This is a genomic window from Microcoleus sp. B13-B6 (assembly GCF_036705405.1).
GTDB lineage: Bacteria > Cyanobacteriota > Cyanobacteriia > Cyanobacteriales > Microcoleaceae > Microcoleus.
This window is the reverse complement of record NZ_JAUBUJ010000138.1, coordinates 1-15,752: the sequence shown is the minus strand read 5'-3', so window position 1 is coordinate 15,752 and position 15,752 is coordinate 1. Positions and strand designations below refer to the sequence as shown.

The 15,752-nt window shown below is 47.9% G+C and carries 8 protein-coding genes and 1 tRNA gene; 2 read left to right on the top strand and 7 right to left on the bottom strand.

Annotation, left to right across the window (positions count from 1 at the left end; all coding sequences use genetic code 11):
• Positions 1-83: 83 nt before the first annotated feature.
• Both QUB35_RS35560 and QUB35_RS35555 read right to left on the bottom strand, forming a co-directional pair.
• The gene (locus QUB35_RS35560; RefSeq protein ID WP_333147244.1) at positions 84-3,848 is read right to left on the bottom strand and encodes a chemotaxis protein CheB; all 3,765 of its coding nucleotides are present in this window, start codon (positions 3,846-3,848) and stop codon (positions 84-86) included.
• Between the two features lie 413 nt (positions 3,849-4,261).
• The gene (locus QUB35_RS35555; RefSeq protein WP_333147242.1) at positions 4,262-6,991 is read right to left on the bottom strand and encodes an O-linked N-acetylglucosamine transferase family protein; all 2,730 of its coding nucleotides are present in this window, start codon (positions 6,989-6,991) and stop codon (positions 4,262-4,264) included.
• 276 nt (positions 6,992-7,267) lie between these two features.
• Here QUB35_RS35555 and QUB35_RS35550 point away from each other — a divergent pair, with 276 nt between their 5' ends.
• Both QUB35_RS35550 and QUB35_RS35545 read left to right on the top strand, forming a co-directional pair.
• Complete coding sequence (locus QUB35_RS35550) at positions 7,268-9,910, top strand: calcium-binding protein (RefSeq protein WP_333147240.1); 2,643 nt, start codon at positions 7,268-7,270, stop codon at positions 9,908-9,910.
• Positions 9,911-10,464: 554 nt separating this feature from the next.
• Positions 10,465-10,536 (top strand) — tRNA-Gly (locus tag QUB35_RS35545).
• 226 nt (positions 10,537-10,762) lie between these two features.
• Here the strand turns inward: QUB35_RS35545 and QUB35_RS35540 are convergent.
• From QUB35_RS35540 to QUB35_RS35520, 5 genes are all read right to left on the bottom strand, one after another.
• Entirely contained in the window at positions 10,763-11,068 is a 306-nt protein-coding gene (locus tag QUB35_RS35540; RefSeq protein ID WP_333147238.1) for a flagellar alpha dynein, read from the bottom strand.
• A gap of 32 nt (positions 11,069-11,100) precedes the next feature.
• Positions 11,101-11,421, bottom strand: coding sequence for a hypothetical protein (locus QUB35_RS35535; RefSeq protein ID WP_333147236.1), 321 nt, complete (start codon positions 11,419-11,421; stop codon positions 11,101-11,103).
• 122 nt (positions 11,422-11,543) lie between these two features.
• A complete protein-coding gene (locus QUB35_RS35530) occupies positions 11,544-14,654 on the bottom strand; it encodes a DUF3987 domain-containing protein (protein WP_333147234.1) in 3,111 nt (1,036 codons plus the stop codon).
• A 284-nt stretch (positions 14,655-14,938) separates the two neighbouring features.
• Positions 14,939-15,250 (bottom strand): hypothetical protein, encoded by a 312-nt coding sequence (locus QUB35_RS35525; RefSeq protein ID WP_333147232.1) that lies wholly within the window; start codon positions 15,248-15,250, stop codon positions 14,939-14,941.
• Positions 15,243-15,752: hypothetical protein (locus tag QUB35_RS35520; protein WP_333147230.1), on the bottom strand; the 510-nt coding region annotated here is incomplete at its 5' end. The genes QUB35_RS35520 and QUB35_RS35525, both read right to left, overlap by 8 nt.

Sequence of the window (15,752 nt, the reverse complement as noted above, 5' to 3'; positions counted from 1 at the left end):
GATTCTTCTCAAAGTCCCCCTTCTTAAGGGGGATTTAGGGGGATCGAGATATGTGCAACTTCACATTAAATTGGTATCAACAATCAAGAGATATCTTTTCGTAGCGGCAACCTCACGGTAAACGTTGCCCCTTGTCCCTCACCCGCACTTGTTGCACAAACTGTACCGCCGTGGAGTTCTACTAAATGACGGACGATCGACAATCCTAGCCCCAATCCAGCGTCTCTGCGAGAGTAGCTACTATCCGCCTGACGGAAGCGATCGAACACATAGGGGAGAAAATCAGGGTTAATGCCCTTACCAGTATCGCTAACTTGGATTTGAGCCATGCCATCAATGTAGTCTAATGCGATCTCAATTCTTCCTCCGGCTGGGGTGAATTTAATCGCGTTTGAAAGTAGATTCCACACCACTTGTTGTAAGCGACTTGGATCGCCCAAAATCTTTGGTTTTAAAGGACTTAGCCTGGATTCAATTTGAATATTTTTGGCTTCTGCGGCGAAACGAATTACCCCGATCGCATTTTCAACCAGTGGATTGATCTCAACCTCAGAAGCATTGAGGCGAAATTGGCCTGTGGTAATCCGCGAAACGTCTAAGATATCATCGATGAGCTGGTTTTGTGCTTTGGCTGCGCGCTCGATCGTTTTTAGCGCCTCCTGGGTTTTAGCCTCGTCAAATTTTTTCACGCGCAGCAACTGTGCCCAGCCAATCATCGCATTCAGCGGCGTCCGCAGTTCGTGAGAGAGGACGGACAAAAACTCATCTTTGATGCGGTTGGCCTCCTCAGCAGCCGCACGGGCCGATTGTTCTTGAATCCGAAGGCTGCGTTCTCTCTCGTACTGTTTTTGATCGGTGATATCCTCGATCGCCAACAGAATCATCTGTGTATCGCCAAGCGGAGGCATTTTGCGGGCATTGAGCAGCATTATTTTATGCCCGATGTGTTCAAAGTTATGCTCGACTTCAAAATCTTTAAACTGGGGATTGCCTGCCAGAATTTCTTTGAGGAGCGATCGCAACTTGGGAATATTCCACTGTCCATTACCGAGATCGAAAAATGATCGGTGCTCTGTTTCGCTCGCCATCACCTGAAACGTCTCGTAGAAAGAACGATTGGCGGTGAGCGCCCGCAGGTTGAGATCTAATACTAGCAACGGTTCCCGCACGGTTTCCACGATCGTTTCGGCGTAATTTTTCGCTTCCATCAAATGCTGGGCGCTGACTTTTAGCTCGTTGATATCGACCAACATCAGCACCGCCCCATCAATCTTGTGGTCGAGCGTCCGGTAGGGTCGAATATGCAGCTCGTACCAACGACCGTCTCGATCTTGAACCTCCTGAACTTTCAAATTGAGCGTGCGGATCACGTCTAAAATCCATTGCTCTAAGTCCGGTACTATTAACTTGTGAGTGATGTCGCTCAAAGACCGCCCGATATCGCTAGAAATCAAGTTGAAGATGCCTTCAATTGCGGGAGTAAACCGGCGGATTCGCAGGTCGTTTCCCAGCATCAGGATCGGAATATTGATGCTGGTCAGGAGATTCTCTAAATCGTTGCTCACCTCAGTCGATTCCAAATTGCGCCGCTGCAATTCGTCATTAATCGTGTTGAGTTCTTCATTCGTTGCCTGAATCTCTTCTTTCGCCGTTTCGAGTTCCTCATTCATGCTTTGCAACTCTTCGTTGCTCGACAAAATCTCTTCGTTGGCGGCTCTCAAATCTTGATTAGCGGCTTGATGTTCTTGGACGATCGCTCCGAGATGTTCTTTTGTAGTTTTCAGTTCCTGTAGCAGCCTTGCAATCTCCTCACTTTCACCCTGTGAAGCATCAGAGTTGACTCTATCCTGGTCAGCAGCAGCAGGCATTGCAGAGATCGGGGACTCCTCTTGAAACAACACTAAAAAATACTCTTTTGCCGCAGCGCCGGCTTGGAATGGAATCACATTAATTCCGACCTGCCGGAGGCGAGCGCCGTCTTTAAGTTGGAAGCCTGCCCGTGCGATCGGCTGCTTATGATGTGAGGCTTCTTGAATTGCAGTACGCAGTTCCACGCGCAATCCTTCTTTTGCCATTCTCAGCAGGCTAAAGCTCGCTCTACCGGGAGCCGGTTCTAGGTAGGCATTCGTCTGTCCTCGAAATTGCAGAATCTCGCTGGCTGTATTAATCACGACCCCGACAGGGGCATAGTGATTCAAAACAATGCGATCGGCCTCTTTTTCCATTTCGATTTCCTCCAATCTTTCCGCTTGCTGCGCTGGTGGGTTGGGTGGTGTCAGAGGGTAGTTGCTAGCATTTAAATCCATGCTAAGCCAATGCGTCACCTGTTTTTTAGTATAAATTTTATTCTTTTTATCGAATACCGCAAACAATATTGAAAACTCTCCAACCGTTTCCGAAGTGCCTAACAGCAAAAAGCCCGCGGGCCCAAGCCCATAGTGGAACATTGGCAGCAGTTTTTTCTGCAACAGGGGTGTCAGATAGATCAGCACGTTCCGACAGGTAATCAAATCCATCCGCGAAAAGGGCGGATCGGCGATCAGGTTTTGTCTAGCAAAGACGCAGAGTTCGCGCACGGGCTTAGCGATTTGGTATCCGCCCTCGACTGGGACAAAGAACCGATGTAGGCGTTCGGGTGAAATATCGGCGACTTGGGCATTGGTATAAAAGCCAGTGCGAGCGATCGCGATCGCATTTTCGCTGATGTCTGTGGCATAAATCTGAATCGGCACGTTAGTAGATCGAGGTGCTAAAAACTCTAGCAAGCAGATCGCCATCGAGTAAGCTTCTTCACCCGTTGAACAGCCGGCAATCCAAATTCGGATCGGTTTTTTCGGCGATTTATCTTTGACGATTACGGGAAAAACATTGCTGCTTAAGGCCTCAAAGCTTTCGGGGTCGCGGAAAAAGCAGGTGACATGAATTAAGACATCGTGATACAGCGCCGTTACTTCTGCCGGGGTGTTTTGGAGATATTCGGCATACTCTTCGATCCGTTCCAGCTTGTAGAGCAACATCCGCCGATGTATCCGCCGCTTCAAGGTGGTTTGCTTGTAGTGAGTAAAGTCAACTCCTGTAGCCGCCCGCAGCAAACTGTAGATCATGGCGATCGCATCTTCACTTGCGATCGCATCTTCACTTGCGATCGCATCTTCACTTGCGATCGCATCTTCACTTGCGATCGCAAGTGAAGATGCCATCATGTAGGGATGACGGCCGATCTCTGCTATTTTATAGGCTATTTTTTCCGGTGGCAAGATAAAGTCTACCTGACCCGTAGCCGCCGCAGTATTCGGCATACTGCTAACTTGTGCCGTATCTTCACATTGGGCAAAAGTAATACCGCCTGCGGCCTTAATCGCTTTTAACCCTTGGGCACCATCGCTGTCGCCCCCGGACAAAATGACGCCGATGGCTTTGTTCCCCCGTTCTTCGGCGAGGGAAAACATAAAAATATCGACGGACATAAATACCCCCTTTCGTCTGCCGCGAGGCGTTAGCTTCAGCACTGATCGCTCGATGGTCATGCTGAAATTCGCGGGGATAACGTACACCTGATTCGGTGCTATCAGCATCCCATCTGTCACCTCATGCACGGGCATCAGGGTCGATCGACCCAGAATCAAACTCAAGCCACTTCCCTGATTCGGCAACATATGCTGAATTATTACAAACGCCATGCCGGTATCGATCGGCAAATGGCTCAGTAATTGCATAAAGGCTTCCAATCCACCCGCCGATGCTCCTATGGCGACTACAGGAAATAAGTCGTTTGGATTGTCCTGCTTTTGAGCTGTTTTGATACCAGCTTTAGGTCGAGATTTCTTGGGATACTTATTCTGACTCATTTTTTTTACCAGATACCTTCCGGGCGGCGCATTATAGTTATATTGCCTTTATTTTTAATATATATATATATATATATATATATATCAAAATGGATAATGAGTCATCTACCTGCCGATATAATCTCTAGGCGAACTCGGTCGGTGCGCTCAATCGATTTTAAAATTATTATTTGGGAGTTCCCCCTTCCCTAGCGGGGGACAAGATTGCAACGGGAAATAAGTTAAAAATTATACTAGATTGTACTGTTAAGAGTGGAGAATCAGTTAACTTTGCAGATTCTGCGATCGGACTATGAAGTCTGACCCCCAAAAAAACCATTTCATCCTATTTTAATAGGATTACTTTCAAAATACCCCAAAGGGTAGGGTAGGGAATCGGACTTTCTTTGTTTTTTTTAAAAAATGGCTGAGTTCTAAAGCCGATTCACTATTAGCATTTTTTCAAATACCGAACCCAAAGCTGCCGAATAAGCGCGACTATCCAGAAACCTCGGCTGCTGCTGCATTTTGTATTGGATTTCATCGCGCTTTTGCTTTCGCAATTGGGCATTAATTCCGAGTGCGACACTCAAGTTAATATAAGACTCTTCGCTGTCAGCAATTAAATCAAACAACTGGATGTCTCGCAGGATGGCCGCCCCTTGTCGGGAACGCAAATTATTGCCATCTCTCACCACAGTGGGCAATCCAACTTCTAACGGATCAACCGTCGAATTTGCACCCGCGTAGGGATAGGAGTCGAGATAGACATCAGCCAGTTGTAACACTGCTTTCACATCTTCGCGATTCGCCAGGGTATTTAATAAAATTAAACGAGTGCGATCGATACTGTATTTATTAAATATAGCATACATTTTATTGATAAACGGCTGTTTGACGTAATCACCAGACCAGGTATTGCCGAAGGGATATAAAACCAGGACTGAATTAGGCACGGCTGCGATTATCTTTGCCCAAGTTTCCCTGAGTTCGGGAATAATTTTGAATGTATTAGCGCCGGAGATAAATACAACTGCTGTCTCGGAAATTCTCAAGCTTTTTCTCTCAAATTTAATACTTGCTTCTGCTTTTTGAATGCTATAATTGAAGCAAAATCCTGTCCCATCTAACATTACTAACCGTTCGCGATATTGTGCTTGCGCTTCTTGCAAAGGTTCCGTCAAAGTGCCGGAAATGTAGTAATCGATATTGCGGATGCCTGTAGTGACGGGAGATGCAAAATAGGTGGTCTGTAACCTCGCTAGGCGGTGCAAAGCTAGTAAAATGATGTTTTGAGCGGCATTGGTGACGATCGACCCTACAAACAAAATATCCAGGTCATCGGCGCGAATTATCTCGACTTGACTGCGAAGTTCCTGCGGCAATTTCACCAGTTTGTCTGCCCGACTTTGACAGTATACATCCAAAGGGCGATCGCTCGCGTTGAGGACATATAAAATAATCTCAAATTTCTCTCTGTCTAAATGCTCAAAAGCTGGGATAGTGGTAAAAGTTTCTGAAATGGGTGCGAAACTTGCTTTGAGAATGCCGAGGCGAATTTTGCCTCTGTTAGCGGGGCGTTTGTCAAAGCTGAAGTCAATCTGATGTCCACTAGCTTTTAGGATCAATTCTAGAATATCCGAGCGCTTGCTATAGACATCTTTCAAGTTATTTGTGCTAAAATAGAGAGGGACAAAGTTAACGGTATCTGCAAAAATTAAAGCAACATTTTGCCAAATCTCTGAGTCGGGATTGCTGAAAACGCGACTGTGAACTAAATCTACTAATTGCTGCATATAGCTACAATAGTTCTCGACTTCTCCCACTTCTTGAAAATAACTGGGAAAGTAAAGCATAAACTCCAGCAAATCGTTAAAAAACCACTGGGGAACAGCAGTTCTACCATACTGCAACGGCAATTGATCTGCCCGCCTATACAGCATCGCTGCTAGCAAATATTGGATAGCTTCTGGGGATTCAAATCCTTTAGCAACATATTGAGATAACTCCTCAACTTCCCGCTGTTCGACATCAGTCAGAGGTTCGTCTCTCATGCCACTAGCTAATAGCATTTTCTGGGCTTTTCCCGCACGGCCAGAATAGCTGCTTTGCAGTTTATCTGGTGGTGCAGACAGCCAAAATGCTGCTAGTTTATGGCGGGCTTGACGCAAATCTGTTAAGGCAGATTCATGGGATGTGCTATGATAGCGATCGATACAACTGGACAGCCAACTGAGAAATTGAGGCGACTCTGGGTTGAGCTGAACTTTGATAGTTTCCTGATGCAGTCGGAGGGATAAACGCTCTAGGGTTCCGCCATTTCGTGGCAAGGATAATCTGGAAAATGGACTCGGCAAGTCTGCTGCTAAATCTAGCTGATTTAGGATTTCCAAACATCCGCCCGATGTTAGATTGAGAACTTGAATTAGGGGATGGTTGAGCGGCAAGCTGCTCAGCATTTGAGGGTTATAAACTGACATCAAAATATTTTTGATATCTTGTTCTTGGTTATCTGGAAATTTCAGAGGCAGATTGAGCTTGAATTTTAATAATTCTAACACTTTGCCGGGAGATGTTAGCAAGGTATTCAAATTTACGAGTAGGCATTGATTGTCATGGCGTTTATAGAATTCTAAGATGTGGCGATTATAAAATTTCCATATCTTTAAGCAAGATTCTGGGTTTTGTGAGAAAAATGGGATGTTCAACCGCAAGATTGAATCAGTGACATCCCAAGGATAGCGGTAGACAAATAAATAGCGAGCATTCGGGATGATTTGATTCCAGAAATCTAACATTAAACTGGTGCGCGGATCTTTCCAACCCCAAAGTTCTGAGTGGTTGGATCGAGATTTGACTAATTGCTTCGCAGGCTCTATATTAATGTTAAGTTTTTGGGCGTCTAGCTGTTCGCTTTCTGTCCAACCCCAATCGGGAAAACCTGTTTCGTCGCACCGAGAGCAAGTTTGCAGAATTGTTCGCTGAAATTCTACAAAATCACTATCTTCAAAGTAACCTGGGGGATTCCAATAGTTGCCTTTCAGGAGATTGTTTCCCAAGTCAAGACCTATTTTCTGTAGGAAAGCCGCCGTGAGAGAAGTTCCAGATCGGTGCATTCCAGTAATAATGAGCACAGGAGAATTGGTTCCGCTATTTAATAACATTTATTACCTTCTTTAGGATCAAAAAAACTTACTTGTGGTTAATTAGTCTATTCAACTCATATATACTTACGTATATACGCTGACAAAAATTTTGTTATTTTTGTAACAGTATGCTATTATAAATACCATCTTTTGTCCCAAATGAAACAAATTTTGCCTAAAAAAACTTTTTTGGAAAATTCGCATAATTTTTGGGAAAAAGCACTGATAGATAATTAGGGTGTAGTAGCTAAGTAAAATTAGCCCTCGCCTGTTTACAGTAAGCAGGAAAAAAACGTGGCAATATTTCTGGGTACATCCTTAGATGACACTCTCAAGGGCGGATTAGGCAACGACAGCCTTTTTGGGGCAGACGGCAACGACACCCTTCAGGGTTCTGGTTCTAATAACACCTTAGATGGGGGTGCGGGCAACGATCGACTTTTTCCAGGCGTGGGGGACAACAACGCCCTCTTTGGTGGCGACGGGAATGACTATCTTGATGGCGGTTTTTCTAGTTCCTCAAAAATCACCTTAGATGGCGGTGCTGGCGATGATACGCTCAGTGCCTTTTATGCGAATTCTGGCAACGTCTTGCTGCGAGGCGGAACCGGCAACGATCGCTATCTACTGCCCCAGGGGAGGGCAAGTCAGGTTCAGGATACTGGTGGGAGAGATAGTATGTTCGTTGCAAGCAGCCTCTCTCGCTATGCCAATGTCCCTACTCTGTCGCCGGGACAGGTGGGATTTGCCCGACAAGGTACTAGCCTGCTGATTGACACCAACAGAGACGGGATAGCCAGGGCTGCCGAAGACGTTGTGATTTTAGACTTTTTTGGTGCATCGGCGACTGTCCCGGGTGCAGGCTTCATCGAAATCATAGATGGTGTCTCCAGTACCGCCATACTCACAGCTAATCTCACTGAGGCTACGACACCAGCAGGATTCAATTCAATCATAGGAACTCCGGGCAACGATAACCTCATAGGTACTCCCGGCAATGACAACATCTTAGGCCTCGACGGCAATGACACCATAAGTGGCTTAGATGGCAACGATGCTCTGACTGGCGGTGCAGGAAACGACAACCTCAGTGGGGGTGCGGGTAATAACAGCCTTTTTGGTGGCAGTGGCGATAACACTCTAGATGGGGGTATCGGCAACGACTTTCTGGATGGAGGTTTCGGTAAGAACAGTCTGACTGGTGGCGATGGAGATGACACGCTGCAAGGTTTCGGTTCCTCTTCAACTTTGGATGGCGGTGCGGGCAATGACAACCTCTCCGGTGGCAGCAATAGCACCTTGGATGGCGGTGCGGGCAATGACAACATCTCCGGTGGCAACAATAGCACTTTGAATGGCGGTGCGGGCAACGACAGCCTTGTCGGCAATGCCAGCAACACCCTTCTCTTAGGGGGGGGAGATGGTAACGACTCTCTCCAAGCCGGCGACAATAGCACCTTAGATGGGGGTGCTGGCGATGATACGCTTGCCTCTGGATTTGGCAATGTGTTGCGAGGCGGTGCAGGTAACGATCTCTATCGGATCGGGTCTGACCGGACTCAATTTCAAATTCAGGATACTGGTGGTATTGATCGCTTAGAATTTATTGATTTTGGCAGTCTTGGTACCATCCCTACGCTGTCGCTGTCGTTGTCATCGGGAAATACAGGCTTGGCCCGCCAAGGCACAAGTTTAGCGATCGACATCAACAAAGACGGTGTAGTCAGGGCTACGGATGACATTGTAATTTCCGACTTCTTCGGTGCATCGGCGACTGTCGAAGGTGCTGGCTTCATCGAAACTGTGGGCAATCTCGCTGGTACGGCGATTCTCACAGCTAATTTACCAGACTCACCCACGGCGCCAACACCCACAGCGCCAACACCCACGGCGCCAACACCCACGGCGCCAACACCCACAGCGCCAACACCCACCGCGCCGACACCCACCGCGCCGACACCCACCGCGCCAACACCCACGGCGCCGACACCCGCCGCGCCAACACCGGTTGCACTCCCACCGCTGCCACCCACACCGACACCCACACCGGTTACAACGCCCACACCGGCTACAACACCCACACCCGTTTTCACTCCCGCACCGCCTGTGACGATCGCACTTCCGATCGCACTCACAGTCACAAGCGCGCCCGCACCGACAGGCTCAGCGTCAGGGAATATCGGCAGCAACAGCAATGACGTGATTATTGCGATCGACGCTAACAGTCCCGTCTACGGCAACAAAGGCAACGACACCTTAATCGGCAATAGCGAAAACAACACATTTTTCGGAGGCAAAGGAGACGATGCCTTATTTGGCGACGACGGCAACGATCTCCTATTTGGCAACGACGGCAATGACACCGTGATTGGAGGCAGCGGTAACGATATTGAGTTAGGAGGAAAAGGTGACGACTTCTTGTATGGCGGCGACGGTAACGATGCCATCAGCGGCGATCTAGGCAACAATACCTTAGCCGGCGACGCTGGTAATGACTCCCTGTACGGCGGTAAAGATAACGATGCTTTGCTGGGCGGTACTGGCAACGATTTCCTCTATGCCAAAGAAGGCAACGACATTCTCAGTGGCGTTGACGGCACTGCTGCTAACCCAGGGCGAGGCGAAATCGATACGCTGATTGGCGCTGAAGGCAATGATACTTTCTTGCTGGGAGATGCCACCAAGTTCTATTACAACGATGGCAACGATACCGGCACTGGCGCAGGCGACTACGCTTTGATTGTCGGTTTTAACCCGACTGAAGATATCCTCCAACTTCAAGGTGCTCCTAGCACTTACCAGTTAGGTGCTTCACCCGAAGGATTGCCTGCTGGAACCGCTATCTTTAAGAAGACTTCGGGCTCGGATGAATTGATTGCGATCGTCCAATCAGTTTCTTTCCTGGCTATTGACAGCACCTCTTTGCGCTTCGTCTAACGGCAAAGTTCGATCGCCCTCGATCGATCGGCGGTTGAAAACCCACCCCCTCGATCGATCGGCGGTTGAAACCGCTTCTTGTCAAACGAAGTCCGCGCAACGCGAGACTAAGAGAAGAGATTGACGGGGTATTTAAGCCAGATTAAGTCCTGCCTTTGGTGCAGGACTTTTTTGTCGGGTGGAGGGGCGATCGCGCCCACGCAAAATTGACAGAGGACTTACGCATGGGGCTCAGAAACCGGGTTTTTTACGAAAATACTTTGTTGAAACCGCTAGATTGGGTAAAAAACCCGGTTTCTTTGGTCGGAGTGCCTAAGTCCTGTTAAGCTGTTCGGCATTTAAAGGACTTGCGTAAGGTGCGTCAGCATCTAAGGTTTTCCGTTTCAGCGTAAGGGTTCTAGCTGACGCACCCTACTAGCCTCGTTACTGGTTTAAATGCTCCACAGCTTACACTCAAAATCGCCTGATCCAAATCAGAAAATAGGTGTATAATGTTTTATAGTCGTTTTTGAGCGTAATTGCTACAAAGTGAAAACAGGTAAAAAACACTAAGCGCGGGCGTAATTCAGCGGTAGAATGTCAGCTTCCCATGCTGAACGTCGTGGGTTCGAGTCCCACTGTCCGCTTGCGTCTATAAGAACCTCAAACCAACGATAAATCAACGGTTTGAGGTTTTTTATTGCTGATTTTTGAGGCTATCAAGGGGTCTATTTGACTAGAAATTGACTACGATTTGACTACGATTTGACTACGATTTGACCAAACTGAGTATCAACTGACTACGGTTTGACTACGGTTTTTTTTGACCGTAGTCAGCCCTTCCCCGCAGAAGGCCTCGCTTCCAGTAGTAAGTCAGGGTTCCCCCACAAGCAGTTCTAGAATCCCCTCGATGTCTGCGAGCGATGCGGTAGGTTTCTTAGGTTTCATGCCCTCGGCTTTCTTTTTTTCGTACTTGGCCATCAACTGGTTGAGCAGGTCGGCTGGCTCTGGAAATTTTGCGACGGTCGGAGCTGAGTTTTTATTTGCTTCCCGATCGCGCTGCACTTCCTTGAGCTCTTGCTCCAACATCTGCACCTTCAGTCCTAAATCGCCGTTGCTCCCGTGTAACTCATCCAGTTCCTTATCCCATTCTGCAAGCTGCTTGTTGGCCGCTTTCAATTCCTGCCTGAGTGATTCATCGTTGCCGTCACTCAGGCACTCAATTTTCCCAGCCGTTCCTCAATGGCGGCCATCCGTTCCATCACCGGGTCAAGGCGATCGGCTACAGCCTTGTCTACAGTGTCTACAATTTCTGTAGACGCGACGCTATCATTACTTCGTGTAGACAAATCTGTAGACGGTGTAGACACTATATGTGTAGACAAAGTAGACAGCGCTGTAGACGTACCTGAGACTTCTTTGAGAATACGTTGTGCTGCTTGACTAACCGACTCACCTTCTAGCTTCTGAGCTTCTATCCAGTTCAGGAAGTGACCAGAAGCCCTAAACGATACGACTTGACTTTGACTCATTGTAGACACCTGTATACAGTATTTGTCTACACTAACTGACAACTGTCTACACTGTCAACAGTTTGTCTACAAAGCTAGTAGACATAAAGCCTACTAGCAGCGGTTTTTGGCTCAAACCAGACTTAAAGCTTCATCAGGTCAGAAGGTTCAAACTCTGCTTGCTCCATATTTTTGACACGCTTATCGAACCTGACCAAGTAGGTAGTGTTACCACGACTGTCGTAGAGATTGTCCACAACCTCACCTAGTGCCCCTTGATAAAGACCGCCAACATCCTTGACCACAACCCGATCGCCTATCTCAAAGGTTCTAGGCTTCTTGGCAGAGGTTGCCGTAGATTTAGCGGTTTCTGTAGTACAGCTCATCATTAAGGACTGAGAGGTTTTAGGAGAAGGCGTAAAAGTGTCCCCAATGTCCCCATTAGAGCTCAATCCTATATTTGGCATGGTTTTGGAATTGGGGACAGGGGTGTCCCCAATGTGTCCCCAATTGTCCCCATTAGATTGACTTGATGGGGACACTGTGTCACTTAATGGGGGTATTGGGGACATAGTGGGGACAGGGGTGTCCCCATCTGTAATGCTTGTGGTGTCTAGCTTGTAGCCCATTGGGGACATTGGGGACACATAAGTAAGAGAGAATAAAATACTTCGCCCTTTACTTGTAACCTCTCCATAATTCATGGCTACTAATTCCGCGAACCATTCTTGAATTTCTTGATTTGACTTTCGGTGCTTTCCGTTGAATGTCTTGCTTACTTCGCGAACTGATACCTCGCCCCCCTTGCGTTCTGCCAGCGAGATGATTTTTGCGAGATTGCTTTCAAGAGCATCGGGACTGGAAACCTCAATATTTATGCTCAAAGCTTGCTGTGTTGTGTACTCAACCCACTTGATAGCAGCGGCAACTTGGCTAGCAGGAATCTTGGATGAAACCTCAACTCCCATGTGTGCAGCGTGGATGCAGTGCAGGATGGTTGCGACGCGGCCAACTTTCTCAGCAGCCTTACCTAACATTGCCCGCATCCCTTGCTTGGGATGATTTAGCCGAAGGCGCTGGCAGTGGTTGTAGTAGTCCACAAACAACTTTCGGGCTTCTTCATCTAGCTCGAACTGCATCATCGGGATAGTGTCCACATTTTCGTAGAGCGCTTGCAGCATCGGGTTGATGTCAATCTTTGACACACCTAAAGTTATCTGGGTTAAGGCTGGTGGCTGTTGCACAAAGTCAAATCGGGCAAAGGTTCCGTTATCGTCACTGCCATCCCCCAGAAAGGGTTCTAAGACCTTGGGTTGAATGTTTCCATAAATAGAAAGGGAGACAGCACCGACGTTAACGGTAGTGCCGGCTGCACGTGCCACTACAGCACCGTTACCGCTCCAACATTCCAGCAAGTCCTCTTTGTCACTTCCCTTACCACTGCGGTACTGGTTGGCTGATTTAAAAAATCCTGCAAGCTCATCGCACAGCCACAGTATCCCTTGACTGGGATTCCGACCTACCATCCCTGCTATTCCCTCCCATGTACCTTTAGTGATGTAGGGAATTGTCTCTACAGGGGCATCAGGCGCGGGGCCCTTGTTCTCATCCTTGCTGTTTTTCCATTGTTCAAGCTCCTCTTTGTAGGCTTTTTCTTGGGCATTGAACTTCTCCTGATTCTTTTGCCTCATTGCTGCTAGCGGGTCTGTAATCATGGCGTTCAATACCGGAGTCTTCATCTGGCTTGACTCTGCGATAAGAGCTCCGAAGTAGCCAAAAGTCCGACACCGATACCTGTTCCATTCCTCCACAAGCATTGTGCTGCTGCCATTTTTCAAGAATCTTGAGACACCGGAAATCAGTGCTAGCGCGTAACACTCAGGCTTGAGGTTCATGCGTCGCGCTACTTCTTCGATCGGAGCGGCCAGAGATTCAGGGAAGATTTCGGAGAGTTTGACGCTGGCAGACTTGGAGGCAAGCAGTTGTTCAATTCCGATTCTCGTGTCTTCTTTGTTGGCTTCTTGCTCTAGTTCTTGCTCGCGGTCGCGGTAAATTTTCCAGACATCGGCAGAGTTGAGACGGTACTTTTGGGCGAGCTCGGAGATTTTAAGCTGTAGCTGAGATTTCTTGAGGTCGGACTCTAGCAGTTCTTCAACCTCTCCCCCTAGCCCAGAGATGTGGGGAACTTGAAATGGTTCAGGACGGGCAACTTTTGCTGTTGCCTGCGAGGGAGTTGCGAAAACTTTCTTCTCTCCGATTGCCGCTTTGATATCGCTGGCTGAAAGTTTTTCGTGTTCCACCCAGTCAACGAGGTCAAGACCATTTTTTTCCGGTAGATTATTCCAGGCTTGAGAGTTGGGGAAAGGATAAAGCCAGAGGGCGTTAGGGAAATATTCCTCTACCTCGTCGGCGTGGCGAACTCCTTTTATATCTCGGTCAGGGCTTATGACTAAAACTTTTGCTCCTTCCAAGTCACGAGCATCGCTTTCGGTAAAGTTGTCAGAACCCCCGATGTTGGTAGTCGCAGCCATCCCTAGCTTCAAAAGAAGATCGGCGCAAGTTTCACCCTCAACCTTGAAAATCTCCTCACCCCTTGCCTTTGCCTCTTGGATTTCGGCGTAACGGTAAATAGGAATATCGGCGCGGTTAACCCTATTTGGATCGCCTTCTGAGCCTAGTCCTTTGACCCATTCTTTGGCGTCTTTATCCCAGCGCTCCTGCCACATAGTCTTTTTGCCTTTGCCGTCATCAATCCGACCTACCCGCACCAATGGGGAGCCGTCGCGGGCCGGATATTCCCAGTAACGAGTTTGTTTGGGGCGGATGCTCTTAGTGGTTGGCTCCTTGAAAACATAGACACCGCAGCGGCCATCAGAGCTTGTACCGTCAAAGTGCCACAGGTCAGGCTGTTGAGTTTTGGTGTGGTCAAAGTTTTGATGGCAGAGAACCATCTTCCCGTCGTGACTGATACGGCAGTCGCGGTCTTTGGTACGTCCACAGACCGGGCAAGGATTAGACTTGCTACTGCTGATAAGATTTCCGCGAACACTTGAAACTTGACCGCCGATCGGAGTAGAATTGTTGTACACGAAATTTAGCTCGCCCACAGCGAGTTGAATGTGGATAGATGCAAAAGCCGTTCTTTCGAGTCGCCAAAACAAGAGAGGGACGGTTTTTTGCTGTGTGTATTTGTTGATTTTTTGAGCAATTAACAAGGTTGGCGACGCGCTCGTGTCGCCTAACCCCGATTGCACATTAGAGGATTAGGGAAATACTGGCCCCAGGTTACTGTTGCTATCCGACGGCATCTCTCTCACCTGTAGGCATAAGCGCTTCCCTTAATCCCTTTTTCTCAGCCGCAGAGCCAGGTTGACTTCACTTCGGATAAGCGCGCATTCTCATTATAGGAGTCTTGCGCCTTGACATAAACCGAAAACGTAAAAAAAACGTACCGAAAACGTACCAAAACTCACTCGTCGGGTTTAAAGGTAAAAGCACTAGACGAGTGAGTCAGAACAAGGCTTTCGGCGCCGCCAAGTCAGAGGGACTCTTGTCCGAAATTTCGGACGGATTTTTCTGCACCCTGACCACCCAAAACAGCATCCCACGGTCGAGGTTGTGGTTCCCCCGGTGTTGGTGTTTCCGGGACTGCTACCCCAAGATGAGGTAATTGCAAGTCGTTGAGGTAGTAAGCGTACTGATTGCCATCCCCTCGTTGCGGGTAGAACTTGCCGTTAGTTTTCCAGAAGAAATCTTTACCTCGCAAAACCGCCAATACTAACTCTATTTCTGACTTAGTACCAGTCAATCTTAGGGCTGCTGTTGTTGGGATGTTTGGCTGTTTAGTCATTACTTTCCCCCTTCACAAACGGCATCAAGAATTCATACTCAGCCTTCGCGTCCCGGTAAGCTTGGCTACTGCCTGCCGACACTCCCCAAACTTCTTTAAGGATTTTATTCTTGCCAGTGATGCCCTTGGCGTGGCATCGCAGAATTAGTTCGATTTGTTCGCGCTGCTTGGTGGATAAATTCACTACTGCGAGTTCGCCAGAATCCCCGGAAGTCTGATTCAGTAGCAGTTCCAGTGATTCTCTTATCGAATTGAGTTCTGTCTCTTGTTCGTCTGTTCGTTCGTTTGTTGCCAGAATTTGTTCTGCTTCCTGTTGTCTTTGTTTCTGAGAAATGTATACGCTTGTCGAGATTTCATCCACCACATCAGCAGTGATTGCCCGCTCTTTAATTGCCTCAATCTCCCCTTGCTCAGACAGCTTGCGAGCGATATTGCCAGCGGTAACAGCACAAGCAATCGCAGCACACAAGCTGACACCTTGCAGTGCTTTATGAGTGTCTAG

Coding starts and splice junctions, on each gene's coding strand:
- QUB35_RS35560 (WP_333147244.1), bottom strand. CDS start 3,848: ATGAGTCAGAATAAGTATCCCAAGAAATCTCGACCTAAAGCTGGTATC.
- QUB35_RS35555 (WP_333147242.1), bottom strand. CDS start 6,991: ATGTTATTAAATAGCGGAACCAATTCTCCTGTGCTCATTATTACTGGA.
- QUB35_RS35535 (WP_333147236.1), bottom strand. CDS start 11,421: ATGAGTCAAAGTCAAGTCGTATCGTTTAGGGCTTCTGGTCACTTCCTG.
- QUB35_RS35525 (WP_333147232.1), bottom strand. CDS start 15,250: ATGACTAAACAGCCAAACATCCCAACAACAGCAGCCCTAAGATTGACT.